Origin of the sequence: Tabrizicola sp. BL-A-41-H6, assembly GCF_050632395.1 — a bacterium.
Classification (GTDB): Bacteria; Pseudomonadota; Alphaproteobacteria; order Rhodobacterales; family Rhodobacteraceae; genus JAUYQR01.
This window is the reverse complement of sequence record NZ_CP192600.1, coordinates 3,119,855-3,132,525: the sequence shown is the minus strand read 5'-3', so window position 1 is coordinate 3,132,525 and position 12,671 is coordinate 3,119,855. Positions and strand designations below refer to the sequence as shown.

General features: G+C 64.6%; 11 protein-coding genes. 8 read left to right on the top strand and 3 right to left on the bottom strand.

Going from position 1 to position 12,671, the window contains the following annotated elements; genetic code table 11:
• Positions 1-7: 7 nt before the first annotated feature.
• The 4 genes from ACROUL_RS15310 (at position 8) to ACROUL_RS15295 (ending at position 7,051) form a co-directional block, all read left to right on the top strand.
• Positions 8-1,768: a sensor histidine kinase gene (locus ACROUL_RS15310; RefSeq protein WP_431300315.1), complete on the top strand. Its 1,761-nt coding sequence runs from the start codon at positions 8-10 to the stop codon at positions 1,766-1,768.
• A gap of 7 nt (positions 1,769-1,775) precedes the next feature.
• Positions 1,776-3,104, top strand: a complete 1,329-nt coding sequence (locus ACROUL_RS15305; RefSeq protein ID WP_431300314.1) for a sigma-54-dependent transcriptional regulator — start codon at positions 1,776-1,778, stop codon at positions 3,102-3,104.
• Positions 3,105-3,597: 493 nt separating this feature from the next.
• Positions 3,598-6,354, top strand: coding sequence for an Rne/Rng family ribonuclease (locus tag ACROUL_RS15300; RefSeq protein WP_431300313.1), 2,757 nt, complete (start codon positions 3,598-3,600; stop codon positions 6,352-6,354).
• A gap of 214 nt (positions 6,355-6,568) precedes the next feature.
• Positions 6,569-7,051, top strand: coding sequence for a c-type cytochrome (locus ACROUL_RS15295; RefSeq protein WP_431300312.1), 483 nt, complete (start codon positions 6,569-6,571; stop codon positions 7,049-7,051).
• Between the two features lie 171 nt (positions 7,052-7,222).
• Here the strand turns inward: ACROUL_RS15295 and ACROUL_RS15290 are convergent, their stop codons facing one another.
• Positions 7,223-7,462, bottom strand: coding sequence for a sulfurtransferase TusA family protein (locus ACROUL_RS15290; RefSeq protein WP_431301321.1), 240 nt, complete (start codon positions 7,460-7,462; stop codon positions 7,223-7,225).
• Positions 7,463-7,593: 131 nt separating this feature from the next.
• Here ACROUL_RS15290 and ACROUL_RS15285 point away from each other — a divergent pair, with 131 nt between their 5' ends.
• The 3 genes from ACROUL_RS15285 to ACROUL_RS15275 are packed head-to-tail and all read left to right on the top strand — an operon-like array spanning position 7,594 to position 10,965.
• A complete protein-coding gene (locus tag ACROUL_RS15285) occupies positions 7,594-8,352 on the top strand; it encodes a cytochrome c biogenesis CcdA family protein (protein WP_431300311.1) in 759 nt (252 codons plus the stop codon).
• A gap of 52 nt (positions 8,353-8,404) precedes the next feature.
• A complete protein-coding gene (locus tag ACROUL_RS15280) occupies positions 8,405-9,622 on the top strand; it encodes a hypothetical protein (RefSeq protein ID WP_431300310.1) in 1,218 nt (405 codons plus the stop codon).
• Positions 9,619-10,965, top strand: coding sequence for a cytochrome P450 (locus ACROUL_RS15275; RefSeq protein WP_431300309.1), 1,347 nt, complete (start codon positions 9,619-9,621; stop codon positions 10,963-10,965). The genes ACROUL_RS15280 and ACROUL_RS15275 overlap by 4 nt, the downstream gene beginning before the upstream one ends.
• Before the next feature lie 72 nt (positions 10,966-11,037).
• Here ACROUL_RS15275 and purS read toward each other — a convergent pair whose 3' ends face one another.
• Both purS and ACROUL_RS15265 read right to left on the bottom strand, forming a co-directional pair.
• Positions 11,038-11,277: a phosphoribosylformylglycinamidine synthase subunit PurS gene (gene purS, locus ACROUL_RS15270; RefSeq protein ID WP_431300308.1), complete on the bottom strand. Its 240-nt coding sequence runs from the start codon at positions 11,275-11,277 to the stop codon at positions 11,038-11,040.
• Between the two features lie 58 nt (positions 11,278-11,335).
• Positions 11,336-12,088 (bottom strand): phosphoribosylaminoimidazolesuccinocarboxamide synthase, encoded by a 753-nt coding sequence (locus ACROUL_RS15265; protein WP_431300307.1) that lies wholly within the window; start codon positions 12,086-12,088, stop codon positions 11,336-11,338.
• Positions 12,089-12,256: 168 nt separating this feature from the next.
• Between ACROUL_RS15265 and ACROUL_RS15260 the strand changes: the two genes are divergently transcribed.
• Entirely contained in the window at positions 12,257-12,571 is a 315-nt protein-coding gene (locus tag ACROUL_RS15260; RefSeq protein ID WP_431300306.1) for a DUF1476 domain-containing protein, read from the top strand.
• Positions 12,572-12,671: the final 100 nt, after the last annotated feature.

The following is a 12,671-nucleotide window of genomic DNA, read 5'->3' as shown; positions in this document are numbered from 1 at the left end:
TGCGGGCATGACGACAGTGGACCCAGCCGACCTAGACGAGACCGCCAAGGGATTGCCTTGGCGTGTGAAACTCGCCATCGGCCTGCTGCTGCTGCTTGCGGTCATTGTGGTGCTGGTCTCGAACCGGCTTTTGACCGACCGCTACGTCGATACCACCCGCAACCGCGCCGAAGTGCGGCTTGCGCTTTACACCGGCAACCTGATCTCGGAATTGCAGCGCACTTCGGTGGTGCCCTTGTTGCTGGCGCGCGATCCGGAACTGGTCCGGGCGCTGGCCGAGGGCAATTTCTCCAGCACATCGGCCAAGCTGATTGCCCTACAGGCCGAAATCGGCGTCGCCTCGATCCGGCTCGTTGACAACGATGGCCGCGTCGTCGGCGCGACCAACCGCAACGTGCTTGGCACCAGCTACAAGTCCGACCCCTATTTCGTCGATGCGCAGCGGGCGGATGGCACCATCTTCACCCCGGTCCGTCGCGAGGCGGGCGGCTATGATTTCGTCTATTCGCGCAGCATCCGGTCGGACTCGCGGCTGATGGGCGTGATCGTGGTGTCAGTCGACCTGATGAAATTCGAACGCGCCTGGGCGGGCCTGCAGGACGCCGTGCTTGTCACCGACAGCGAAGGCAGCGTCGTGCTTGCAACCGAACCTCGCTGGCGCGGCTTGCCGATGGACGATGCGCTGTCGCTGCGCGACGCGCCGTCGGCCATTTCGCGCGCGCTGCAGGCGACGGCCGACTGGGCGCAGGTGCCGCCAGATGCCTATGTCAAGGGCGAGGCGGTGATGCAGACAGAGGCGCGGGTGCCGTTCCGCGGCTGGCGGATCTACACCTACACCGCCTACAATTCGGTGCGTGATCAGGTGAACGGCATCCTTGCGCTGGAAATCATGGGTTTCGCGATCCTGATGGCGATCACCTTCTACATCCTGTCGCGCCGCGCCCTGTCACGATCATTGCTGTTTCAGCGCGAGTCTGCGGAACTCCGGATGCTCAATGCGCGTTTACAACGCGAGATTGCCGAACGGGAAAAGGTACAGAAAGACCTCGAGGTGGCCGAACTGACCTTGGCACAATCCTCCAAGCTGGCCGCTTTGGGCGAGATGTCTGCGGCTGTCAGCCACGAGTTGAACCAGCCTCTCGCCGCGATGAAGACCTACCTCGCCGGGGCGCGGCTCTTGCTGCAAAGAAAGCGTCTGGAAGAGGCGCTGTCGTCGTTCCAGCGGATCGACGACCTGATCGAACGGATGGGCGCGATCACCCGCCAGTTGAAGTCTTACGCAAGGAAGGGCGGCGAAGCCTTTGAACCGGTTGACCTTCGCGCCTGCGTTTCCTCGGCCCTGTCGATGATGGAGCCGCAGTTGAAGGCCCGCATCGTCAAGATCACCCGTGGCCTGCCGCGCCAGCCCGTCATGGTGATGGCCGACCGCATCCGTCTCGAACAGGTGATCATCAACCTGTTGCGCAACGCGCTTGACGCGACCAAGGACACCGAAACCCCGCAGATCGACATCCTTCTTTCGGCGGGTGAGACGGCGACCCTGACGGTGCGCGACAACGGCCACGGGATCGTCGATCTCGATAACCTGTTCGAGCCGTTCTACACGACGAAGAAACCGGGCGAGGGCGTCGGCCTTGGCCTTGCGATATCAAGCGGCATCGTCACCGACCTTGGCGGTCGGCTGACGGCGCGCAACGGCGAAAGCGGCGGTGCCGTCTTCGAAATGCAATTGCCGATTCTCGGCAAGGAACAACAAGCAGCGGAATGAGGATTCTATGGTTCGGGCTATGAAAGTCGCGATCGTCGATGACGAGGCCGATATGCGGCAGTCCATCAGCCAGTGGCTTGCGCTCAGTGGGTTCGATACCGAAACCTACGCCAGCGCCGAAGACGCGTTGAAGGTTATCGGGCCAGAGTTTCAGGGCGTCGTGGTCAGCGACATCAAGATGCCGGGGATGGATGGCATGTCCTTTCTGAAACGGCTGATGGGGCAGGACAGCGGCCTGCCAGTGATCATGATCACCGGCCACGGCGACGTGCCGATGGCGGTGGAGGCGATGCGGGTAGGGGCGTTCGATTTTCTGGAAAAGCCGTTCAACCCCGACCGGATGACCGAACTTGCCAAGCGCGCGACGCAGGCTCGGCGGATGACGCTGGACAACCGCGCGCTGCGCAAGGAGCTGTCCGACGGCTCCACCATCATGAAAAAGCTGATCGGTTCTTCGCCCGCGATGGAACGGCTGCGCGAAGACATCCTCGACCTTGGTCAGGCCGACAGTCACGTGCTGATCGACGGCGAAACCGGCACCGGCAAGACGCTTGTGGCCCACGCGCTGCACGCCGTCGGCCCGCGCGCTGCCAAGAAGTTCGTCACCATCTCCTGCGCCGCATGGGGCGAGGATCAGCTTGCCGCGCGCCTCTTTGGCCCCGCCGAAGATGGCCAGCTGCCACTGATCGAGGAAGCCCGCGGCGGCACCCTCTGTCTTGAGGATATCGAGGCGCTCAGCCACTCGCTGCAAGCTCGCCTGCTGACCGTGATCAACGATCAGGGCACGCCGCCCGAAACCCGGATCATCGCGATCTGCAACCAGCACGCCCCCGACACCACGCTGGAAGCCGTGCTGCGCCCCGATCTTTTCTACCGCCTTGGCGCCATGACGATCCTGCTGCCGCCGCTGCGGTCACGCGGCGAAGACATCCTCCAGTTGTTCACCCGCATGTCCGAACAGTTCGCCGAGGAGTACGGCTGCGACGCACCTCAGGTGACCGCACAGGAAGCCGCCCAGCTTCTGCAGGCACCCTGGCCCGGCAACGTCCGCCAACTGGTGAACATCGCCGAACGCGCGGTCTTGCAGAACCGCCGCGGTTCCGGCTCCATCGCCAGCCTGCTGATGGCCGACAACGAAGCCTCCGGCCCGGCGCTGACCACCGAAGGCAAGCCGCTGAAGGATTACGTCGAAGCTTTCGAGCGGATGCTGATCGACAACACCATGCGCCGCCACAAGGGCTCGATCGTCGCGGTGATGGAAGAGTTGTGCCTGCCGCGCCGCACGCTGAACGAAAAGATGGCGAAGTATGGCCTGACCCGGTCGGATTACGTCTGACAGCACCACGAAACCCGCCCAACCCCTTGATCGCGCACGCATCCCTGCGGCCCGGCCCCGGCACTTGCCCCCTTGGCAGGCACCGGGCGGCACGGTGGCGCGGAAATTCGCCATTGTGTTTCCGCCCGCTTTGCCCTTAGGGTCGCATGACGCGCAAGTGACACTCGCGCGCTAGAATTCCATCGCGATGTCGGACCCGGCGCCCCATGCGTGCTGCCGCCAACGCGATCTCACCGGCCGGAAGGCCACAGAATTTCCCGCCCGGTCCTAGGGCTTGGCGGGACTTGACAGGTGGGTGTCCGCAAGGCCGCCCAGACGTGAACCGCGATGATGCGAGCGACATCGGCAAGTGACGGCGAGGGGTGCCCACAGGGCACGCCCCGGCCATTTGCGTTGCACGCCATCGCCCGAACAAGCCGCCCTTACCCCGTCAACCATCCGCCAGGGGCTTCCCCGGGCGGTGCCTTTGGCAGGCCGGGCGCATTGGAACAAAATGGCCAAGAAGATGCTGATCGACGCCACCCACGCCGAGGAAACTCGCGTTGTGGTGGTAGACGGAAACAAGGTTGAAGAATTCGACTTCGAGACCGTCAACAAACGCCAACTCGCCGGAAACATCTATCTCGCCAAAGTGACCCGGGTGGAGCCTTCGCTCCAGGCTGCCTTTGTCGAATACGGTGGCAACCGGCACGGATTTCTGGCCTTCGCCGAAATCCACCCCGACTATTACCAGATCCCCGTCGCCGACCGCAAAGCCCTGATCGAGGAAGAGCGCCAGATGGCGCGCGCCGAGGAGGAGGAGGACAACCGCCGCTCGCGCCGCCGCACCCCCCGCCCGCAGCAGGCCAAGGCCGAAGCCGTCAAGACAGACGATGCCGTGACCGAAGGCCCAAGCGGCATGGACGTCGTCGACCTCGATGACGAGGACAACCTCGACACGCAGGTGGAAACCGTCGCCGAGGCCGCTGCCGAACCGGCAACCGAAGCGCATGACAATGCGCACGATCACGACCATCCGCACGACCACGACCACAGCGCCGATGGCGAAGAAAAATCCGAACGCCCCTACCGCGCAATGGACCACGCCTCCGACACCGACGATGAGATCGAATCCATCGCCGAAGAAGACGTGGCCGAGGAGATCAGCGCCCCGCGCCGCCCGCGCGCCCGCCGCTACAAGATTCAAGAGGTCGTCAAGGTTCGCCAGATCATGCTGGTGCAGGTGGTCAAGGAAGAACGCGGCAACAAGGGTGCCGCGCTCACCACCTACCTGTCGCTCGCCGGTCGTTACTGCGTGCTGATGCCCAACACCGCGCGCGGTGGCGGCATTTCCCGCAAGATCACCCAGGCCGCCGACCGCAAGAAGCTCAAGGAAATCGCGCAGGAAATCGAACTGCCGGAAGGCGCGGGCCTCATCATCCGCACCGCTGGTGCCAAACGCACCAAGCCCGAGATCAAGCGCGACTACGAATATCTGATGCGGCTTTGGGAACAGATCCGCGAACTGACCCTCAAGTCGATCGCGCCTGCCGCGATCTACGAGGAAGGCAACCTGATCAAACGCTCGATCCGCGATCTTTACAGCCGCGAGATCGACGAGGTGCTGGTCGAAGGCGAGGCGGGCTACCGCACCGCCAAGGACTTCATGCGCATGATCATGCCAAGCCACGCCAAGCAGGTCGTGCGCTATACCGAACCGATGCCCTTGTTCGCCAAGTTCCAGGTCGAAAGCTATCTGGGCGGCATGTTCAACCCGGTGGTGCAGCTGCGCTCCGGTGGCTACATCGTGATCGGCATCACCGAAGCACTGGTTGCCATCGACGTGAACTCGGGCCGTGCCACCAAGGAAGGCTCGATCGAGGATACCGCGCTCAAGACCAACCTTGAAGCCGCCGAGGAAGTGGCCCGCCAGCTTCGCCTGCGCGACCTCGCCGGTCTGATCGTCATCGACTTCATCGACATGGAAGAACGGCGCAACAACGCCGCGGTCGAGAAAAAGTTGAAGGACAAGCTGAAAACCGACCGCGCCCGCATTCAGGTCGGCCGCATTTCGGGCTTCGGCCTGATGGAGATGAGCCGCCAGCGCCTGCGCCCCGGTATGCTCGAAAGCACCACCCAGCCTTGCCAGCACTGCCACGGCACTGGCCTGATCCGGTCGGATGACAGCATGGCGCTGCAAGTGCTGCGCGCGCTGGAAGAGGAAGGCACACGGAAACGCTCGAAAGAGGTGCTCCTGAAAGCCCCGGTCGGGATCGTGAACTTCCTGATCAACCACAAGCGCGAACACATCGCCACGATCGAGGCGCGCTATGGCATGGCCGTGCGGATCGAGGCTGATCCGACGATGATCAGCCCTGATCACGTGATCGAAAAGTTCAAGACCGCGATCCGAGCCGTGCCGGAAACCCCGGTAATCTCGGGCCATGCCGGCCTGATGGGCGCCGCCGTTGACGAAGAAGACGATTACATCGACGAGATCGAGGACGAAGAAGTCGAGGCCGAGGCCGAGGTTGAGGTTGAGGCCGCCGAGCCTGCCGCCGCCCGCGAACCGGGTGCTGCCGCGCCGCGTCCTGTGGCGGATGGTGACGGCACCGGCAAGAAAAAGCGTCGTCGGCGTCGGCGTCGGCGGGGTGGTGCGCGTGAAGGCGGGCTCGAGGCTGGTGCCAATGGCGCCGAGGCGGGCGATGCCAGCGATGACGACGAAGATGACGGCGACGATGTGGCTGCCGATGCGGTGACCGAACCGGCAGCGGCGGCAGCCGAAGCCGAGGCTGGCACCAAGGCCCGGCGCACCCGCAAACCACGCGCCAAGGCCGAGGTTGCCGAGGCTGCACCTGCCGCAGCCGTGGCCGCCGAAGCCGCTCCCGTGGCAGATGCCAAACCCGAAACCAAATCCGGTCGGCGTCCCTCGCGCTCACGGGCCAAGCCTGCGACAGAAACCGCGCAGGCCGAAGGGGTTGCCGAAGCAGCGGCGGAAGCCGCCCCGGTACCTGCCGCAGAGCCTGCCCCCGAACCTGCCGCAGAACCTGCCAAAAAGCCTGGCCGCGCCCGCAGCGCCAAGCCAAAGGCCGAGCCTGCGCCAGAACCGGTAGCTGAACTGGTGGCAGCGCCTGTCGCAGAACCTGTGGCAGCACCGTCAGCCGCCGCAGCGCCTGCGCCGCAACCAGCGCCGGCCGCGCCGGTCGTGGAAACAGGTGCCGAAGATCCGGCAAAGCCGAAGAAAAAAGGCTGGTGGTCGCTCGGTCGATAAGCGCCACGACCGGCAAAGATCAACGGCGGCAGATATCGCGTACGGCTGGGTAATCCAACCCGTTCCGGTACCGGCCAACTGACATGAAAGACCCTGCCGGAAATATTCCGGCAGGGTCTTTTGATCTCGTGCCCGCCTGTCGCCTCAAGGTGGGGCCATCTGCCCAAGCCCCCGCTGATCGCGAAACGCGCCGTCATCGCGATGATTGACGACGATGACGGAAATCAATGCCGTCATATTCAGATTTGTAAAAAATGACTCGTGGAAGTGTTCTATCGGGAGCAATCAGATGAAGATGAGATCCTTGCTGACGTCTGTTCTACTTGCCTCTTCAGTGTCCGTTGGTGCCGCTTCGGCGGCGGCGACCGACATCGGCGCAGAGCTCTTTGCTACCTACTGCACGGCCTGTCACGGCGCGGCAGGTCTGGGGGACGGCGACATGGCCAACGTCGTGAATATTCCGTCGCCGAACCTCACCCTCTTGTCAAAGAACAATGGCGGCGTGTTTCCGATGCTGAGGGTGCTTCAGGTCATCGATGGCCGCTCGGGCGTCCGGGCGCATGGCGGTGCAATGCCGCTTTGGGGTGATGTGTTCACCGATGAGGTAGGGGATTCCGAAGGGGCATATGGTGGTGTGCTTGAAGTGCGGGGGCGCATCCTGTCGCTCGCGACCTATCTGGAATCGATACAGAAATAGGGCTGCCGCCCGTGCGGGGCGTGGCAGGGCGCTGCGCCCTGTCCGAACCAAGATCGGCCTTTCCGAGGGTGCGATCGAGGGGTCTGATCCGATGGATGGCACTAAGGCCCGGTCGGGGATTCCTTGGCCGGGTCTCTTGGCTCATGGCCCGGCCAGCACTGCGTGCCGCGATCACCCGCCGCCTTTTTCCTTGCGGATCAGATACAGCGCCACCCCGCCCTCGGCCCGCGTCTCCAGCAGGCGGTGCCCGCTTTCGGCGCAGAAATGCGGCAGATCCACCGCCGCCATCGGGTCAGTCGTCCGCACGCACAGAACCCGCCCCACAGCCATCGCCATCAACCGCTTGCGCGCGCGCAGCACCGGCAGCGGGCACAGCATCCCCTCGCAATCGACCACCTCGTCCCAATCCATGCCCGCGCGCCCCTTCATCTGTCCCCAAATATCCCCGCCGGAGGCTCCTCCGCCAGCCCTGATGCGCAACTGACGCGGACGTGACGCAAGCGCCCCGTGACGCCACCTGACAAAGCCGCTATGTCAGGGTCATGTTCGGAATAGAGATCATCGACGCAGCCCTTCTGCCCGCCATGCTTGTGGCGCTGACCGCGGGCGTGCTGTCGTTCCTCAGCCCCTGCGTCCTCCCGGTCGTGCCGCCCTACCTCGCCTACATGGGCGGCATCAGCATGGGCGAAATGACCGGCACGACCGCCGCGCGCCGCCGCGTGATTCTGCCCGCGCTCTTCTTCGTCCTCGGCCTTTCCACGATCTTCATGATCCTCGGCTTCACCGCCTCGGCCTTCGGCACCTTCTTCCTGCAAAATCAGGAGATCTTCGCCAAGGCCTCCGGTCTCGTCGTGATCATCTTCGGCCTTCACTTCCTCGGCGTGTTCCGCATCCCGCTCCTTGACCGCGAGGCCCGGCTTGATGCGGGCGACAAGGGTGGGTCTGCCTTCGGCGCCTACCTCCTCGGCCTCGCCTTCGCCTTCGGCTGGACACCCTGCATCGGCCCCCAACTGGCCGCGATCCTCAGCCTCGCCGCGCAGGAAGGCAGCGTCCAGCGCGGCACGCTCCTCCTCGGCATCTACGCCCTCGGCCTCGGCCTGCCGTTCCTGCTGGCCGCGATCTTCGTCGAACGCTCGATCACCCTGATGGCACGCCTCAAGCGCCACATGAAACTGATCGAACGCGCGATGGGCGTCCTTCTCCTCATCGTCGGCACCGCGCTTCTGACCGGCGCCTTCACCGATTTCAGCTATTGGATGCTGGAGCTTTACGAGACGCTCGGCATCCCGCTGCCGGGCTAACGGCTTCCCTCCGCTCAGCGCTTCGTTAAGGTGCGCCTGTCAGGATGGGCGCATGACCAAGACGGATCACCCGCAAGCCGAACCCAAAGGGCACAAGCCCTTCTGCCGCCGTGTGTTTTACATCCCCGGCTACGACCCGTTCCCGCCCCGCCGCTACCGCGAACTTTATCGCAAGGAAGCCGCCGCCCAGCTTGCCGTCACCGGCGGCACCCTCAGCCTCGCCCCCAACGGCGCGCAGGGCTGGCGCGTCTCCGCCAACCTCGGCCAGCCTGTCACCACGGATGTCGATGTGCTCGTCTGGTCCGACATCGTGCAAGGCTCGATGGACCAAGGCATCGCCGCCACCTACTGGCAGCTTTTCCGCACCGCCCGCACCTACATCGGTTCCGGCGCATTGGCGCGGCTGATGCGGCTGCGCAAAGGGCCGATGATTGCGGCCCTTTACCCGATCGCCTTCCTCCTCCTGCAAGCCCTGATCGCCCTCGCCGCAGGCATCGCCATCGGGGCAGGGGCCGGCGCCCTCACCCATCCCGCCCTTGGGCTGATCGCCGGCCTCGCCGCCGCCTACGGCCTGCTGCGCTGGTTTCGCGCACAGGATCACCGCATCTTCGCCTATTACCTGATGCACGATTACGCTTTCACCGCAGCCCTGAACGGCGCCAACCCCCCGGCGCTCGAGGCGCGTCTGGCCGAGTTTCGCGCCCGCATCGCCGCCGCTTTTGGTGAAAACGTCGATGAAGTCCTCGTCGTCGGCCACTCCTCCGGCGCGCATCTGGCGGTTTCCGTCCTTGCCGACCTTATCCGCGACGGCCTGCCCGCCGCGCACCCCGCGCTCGGTTTCCTGTCCCTTGGTCAGGTGGTGCCGATGGTGTCGTTTCTGCCCGATGCGCACCGTCTTCGCGCCGATCTCGCCTTCCTTTCCACCCGGGACGAGGTCACCTGGGTCGATGTTACCGCCCCCGGCGACGGCTGTGCCTTCGCGCTCTGCGATCCGGTCGCAGTGTCAGGCGTTGCCCCGCCCGGCAAGCGCTGGCCGTTGGTGATTTCCGCCGCCTTCACCCAGACCCTCAGCCCCGAACGCTGGCAGGCGCTGCGCTGGAAATTCTTTCGCCTGCATTTCCAATACCTCTGCGCCTTCGACCGCCCCGGCGACTACGACTACTTCGCCATCACCGCGGGCCCGCTGACGCTTGCCCAGCGGTTCGCTGGCCGCCAACCCTCGAAAAGCCGCGTCGAAGCCCCGCTGAACCGGTACCGGAGCGTGGCATGATCCCACCGAAACCCGCCTCGCGTCCTGACGGCGCGTCCCTGTTCAGCTACCTCCGCCTGTTTCGCCGCGACATCCTTTCTGCCCAACCGGCACGGCTTTACCGCGCGTGGATGGCCGCGTTCCGCACGCCCTTTTTCCGCAGCTACCTCTGCAACGATCCCGCCCTGATCCGCCGCGTGTTGCAGGACCGCCCCGCCGATTTCCCCAAATCGCAGCGCATCACCGAAGGGCTAGCACCCCTCCTCGGCCGCTCGGTCTTTGTCACCAACGGCGAAGAATGGCTCCGACAGCGCCGCATCATCGACCCCGCGTTCGAGGGTGGTCGGATGCGCGCCGCTTTCCCGGCGATCCTTGCGGCAGGTCAGGCCGCCGTTGCCCGCCTGCCCGAAGGCGCGGTGGAGATCGAAGCCGCCGCCAGCCACGCCGCCGCCGACGTGATCTTCCGCACGCTCTTTTCCCTGCCCATCGAAGACCGTGTCGCGCAGGCGGTGTTCCACGAATTCCGCACCTATCAGCGCACGCAACCGATCCTGAACCTTGCCGCTTTCCTGCCCTTGCCCGCATGGGTGCCACGCCTGCACCGCCGCGCGACACGCCGCTCAGCCGCCACGATCCGCCGCCTGATCGGCCAGATGACCGAGGCGCGCGCCACCGCCATTGCCGCAGGCACCGCGCCCGACGACCTCGCCACCCGCATCATGACGACACCCGACCCGGTGACCGGCAGCCGCTTTGGTACCGCGGAAATGGTCGATCAGGTGGCGATCTTCTTCCTTGCAGGCCATGAGACCAGCGCCTCGGCCCTGTCATGGGCGCTCTACCTCCTCGCCTCGCACTCCGCCGCGCAAGACCGTGTGGCGGTTGAGGCTGCCGCCATGACCGAAGATTTCGCCAGCCTCGCCACCCTGCGCTTCACCCGCGACGTGTTCCGCGAGGCGCTTCGGCTTTATCCCCCCGTGCCGATGATGGTCCGCGAAACCGCAAAGCCTGAAGAGATGCGGGGGCGTGCGGTCCCGAAAGGCGCGCAGATCGTCCTCAGCCCGTGGCACCTTCACCGACATGAACGGCTCTGGGCCAACCCCGACGGTTTCGACCCTGACCGCTGGCAGACCGAGGCTGGAAAGTCCTCAGCCCGCGACGCCTACCTGCCGTTTTCCTCCGGCCCCCGCGTCTGCCCCGGTGCCGGGTTTGCGATGCTGGAAGGCACGCTTCTTCTGGCGCTGCTGGTCCGCAGCTTTCGCTTCGATGTGGTTGAAGGGCGCGTCCCGGTGCCAGTGGCACACCTGACGGTCAGGGGAAAAGACGGCATATGGCTCAAGGCCAGCCGCCGGTCCAATCCTTGACGAACCGTTAACGTCGAGGAAGTATCGTGCAAAATCAATGGCGCGGAAAGTGTCCCACCGTGGGACACACCCTCAGGCGATCTCGATCCGATAGCTCTCAATCACGGTATTGGCCAACAGCTTTTCGCACATCGCCTTAACGTCCGCCTCGGCCTTGCCCGCATCGGTATGGGCCAGATCCAGCTCGATCACCTTGCCCTGCCGTACCCCCGTCACGCCCTGAAACCCCAGCGAGCCCAAGGCATGCCGCACCGCCTCGCCCTGCGGGTCAAGGACACCGGATTTCAGCATGACGGTGACGCGGGCTTTCATCGGGGCCTCCGGGTTATTTTCGCAAGGGATTATCGAACCGGGCCAAGCTCGGCAAGGCTCAGTTGATCAGGGTCGGCTTCGTCGTATGGGTCACGTTCGACGGCAACACCCCCAACCGCCGCGCCAGCTCGGTATAGACATCATTCATCGGCGCGGGGTCCGGCATCGACCCATCGGGCCGCTCCGGCAGGCGCATGTCCCACAGGCGGCAGTTGTCCGGGCTGATCTCGTCGGCCACGATCAGGCGCATGTAATCGCCCTCCCAGATCCGCCCCACCTCGATGCGGAAATCGGCAAGCCGGATGCCCACGCCCATCATCACGCCCGACAGGAAGTCGTTCACGCGAAGTGCCAGCGCGATGATGTCGTCCAGATCCTGCTGGTTCGCCCAGCCAAACGCGACGATATGCTCCTCGGCCACCAAGGGAGAGTTCAGCTTTTCGTCCTTGTAGTAATACTCCACGATCGGCCGCGGCAGTTGCGTGCCCTCCGGAATCCCCAGCCGCGCCGTCATAGGCCCGGCCGAGAAGTTGCGCACCACCACCTCCAGCGGAATAATCTCGGCCATCCGCACCAGTTGCTCGCGCATGTTGATGCGGCGGATGAAATGGGTCGGCACCCCGATCTGGTTCAACCCGGCCATGAAGAATTCCGACAGGCGGTTGTTCAGCACGCCCTTGCCCTCAAGGGCGGCCGGAGCGGCGACGGTCGGCGCGGAATCGTCCTTGAAGTACTGGATCAGCGTCCCCGGCTCTGGTCCCTCGTAAAGGATCTTGGCCTTGCCTTCGTAGACCTTCTTGCGCCGTGCCATGAGCTCTCCGATCAATGACAGGTCGGGGCGGATTTGCACCCTCCCGACCGTTGCAAGCGCTATACGGCAAGGGCGGTTCCGTCGCAAGGCGCGACGGCGGCGGGGGCTTGCAGGGCAGCCTCGGGATGGGCATATGGTTCAGGAAACAACCGTTCCAGGGGATCCGCCATGACCACCTTCGATGATCGCGAAAATGCCTTCGAATCCAAGTTCGCGCACGACAGCGAAATGCAGTTCCGGGCCGAGGCGCGGCGCAACAAGCTGACCGGGCTTTGGGCGGCGGGCCTTCTGGGCAAGACCGGCGACGACGCCAATGCCTACGCGATGGAAGTGGTCAGCGCCGATTTCGAAGAGGCTGGCATTGAAGACGTGGTCCGCAAGCTGGTTGGCGATCTGGCCGGCAAGGCCAGCGCCGACGAAGTCCGCGCCAAGATGGCCGAACTTCTGCCCGTCGCCAAAGCGCAGTTGATGACGGAAATCTGACCTCGCCTGCGGCATGAGCCGCGCGCAAGTTAACATGCGGAATATGGATTTGCGCACACCCTTTTGCCGTGGCACGAGGGCGTGACGCGATTTTTTACAG

Bases quoted from the DNA above. Each gene is read 5' to 3' on its own strand.
- ACROUL_RS15305 (WP_431300314.1), top strand. From the start codon at position 1,776: ATGGTTCGGGCTATGAAAGTCGCGATCGTCGATGACGAGGCCGATATG.
- purS (WP_431300308.1), bottom strand. From the start codon at position 11,277: ATGAAAGCCCGCGTCACCGTCATGCTGAAATCCGGTGTCCTTGACCCG.
- ACROUL_RS15295 (WP_431300312.1), top strand. From the start codon at position 6,569: ATGACGGAAATCAATGCCGTCATATTCAGATTTGTAAAAAATGACTCG.
- ACROUL_RS15265 (WP_431300307.1), bottom strand. From the start codon at position 12,088: ATGGCACGGCGCAAGAAGGTCTACGAAGGCAAGGCCAAGATCCTTTAC.
- ACROUL_RS15310 (WP_431300315.1), top strand. From the start codon at position 8: ATGACGACAGTGGACCCAGCCGACCTAGACGAGACCGCCAAGGGATTG.
- ACROUL_RS15285 (WP_431300311.1), top strand. From the start codon at position 7,594: ATGTTCGGAATAGAGATCATCGACGCAGCCCTTCTGCCCGCCATGCTT.
- ACROUL_RS15290 (WP_431301321.1), bottom strand. From the start codon at position 7,462: ATGGATTGGGACGAGGTGGTCGATTGCGAGGGGATGCTGTGCCCGCTG.
- ACROUL_RS15280 (WP_431300310.1), top strand. From the start codon at position 8,405: ATGACCAAGACGGATCACCCGCAAGCCGAACCCAAAGGGCACAAGCCC.
- ACROUL_RS15300 (WP_431300313.1), top strand. From the start codon at position 3,598: ATGGCCAAGAAGATGCTGATCGACGCCACCCACGCCGAGGAAACTCGC.
- ACROUL_RS15275 (WP_431300309.1), top strand. From the start codon at position 9,619: ATGATCCCACCGAAACCCGCCTCGCGTCCTGACGGCGCGTCCCTGTTC.
- ACROUL_RS15260 (WP_431300306.1), top strand. From the start codon at position 12,257: ATGACCACCTTCGATGATCGCGAAAATGCCTTCGAATCCAAGTTCGCG.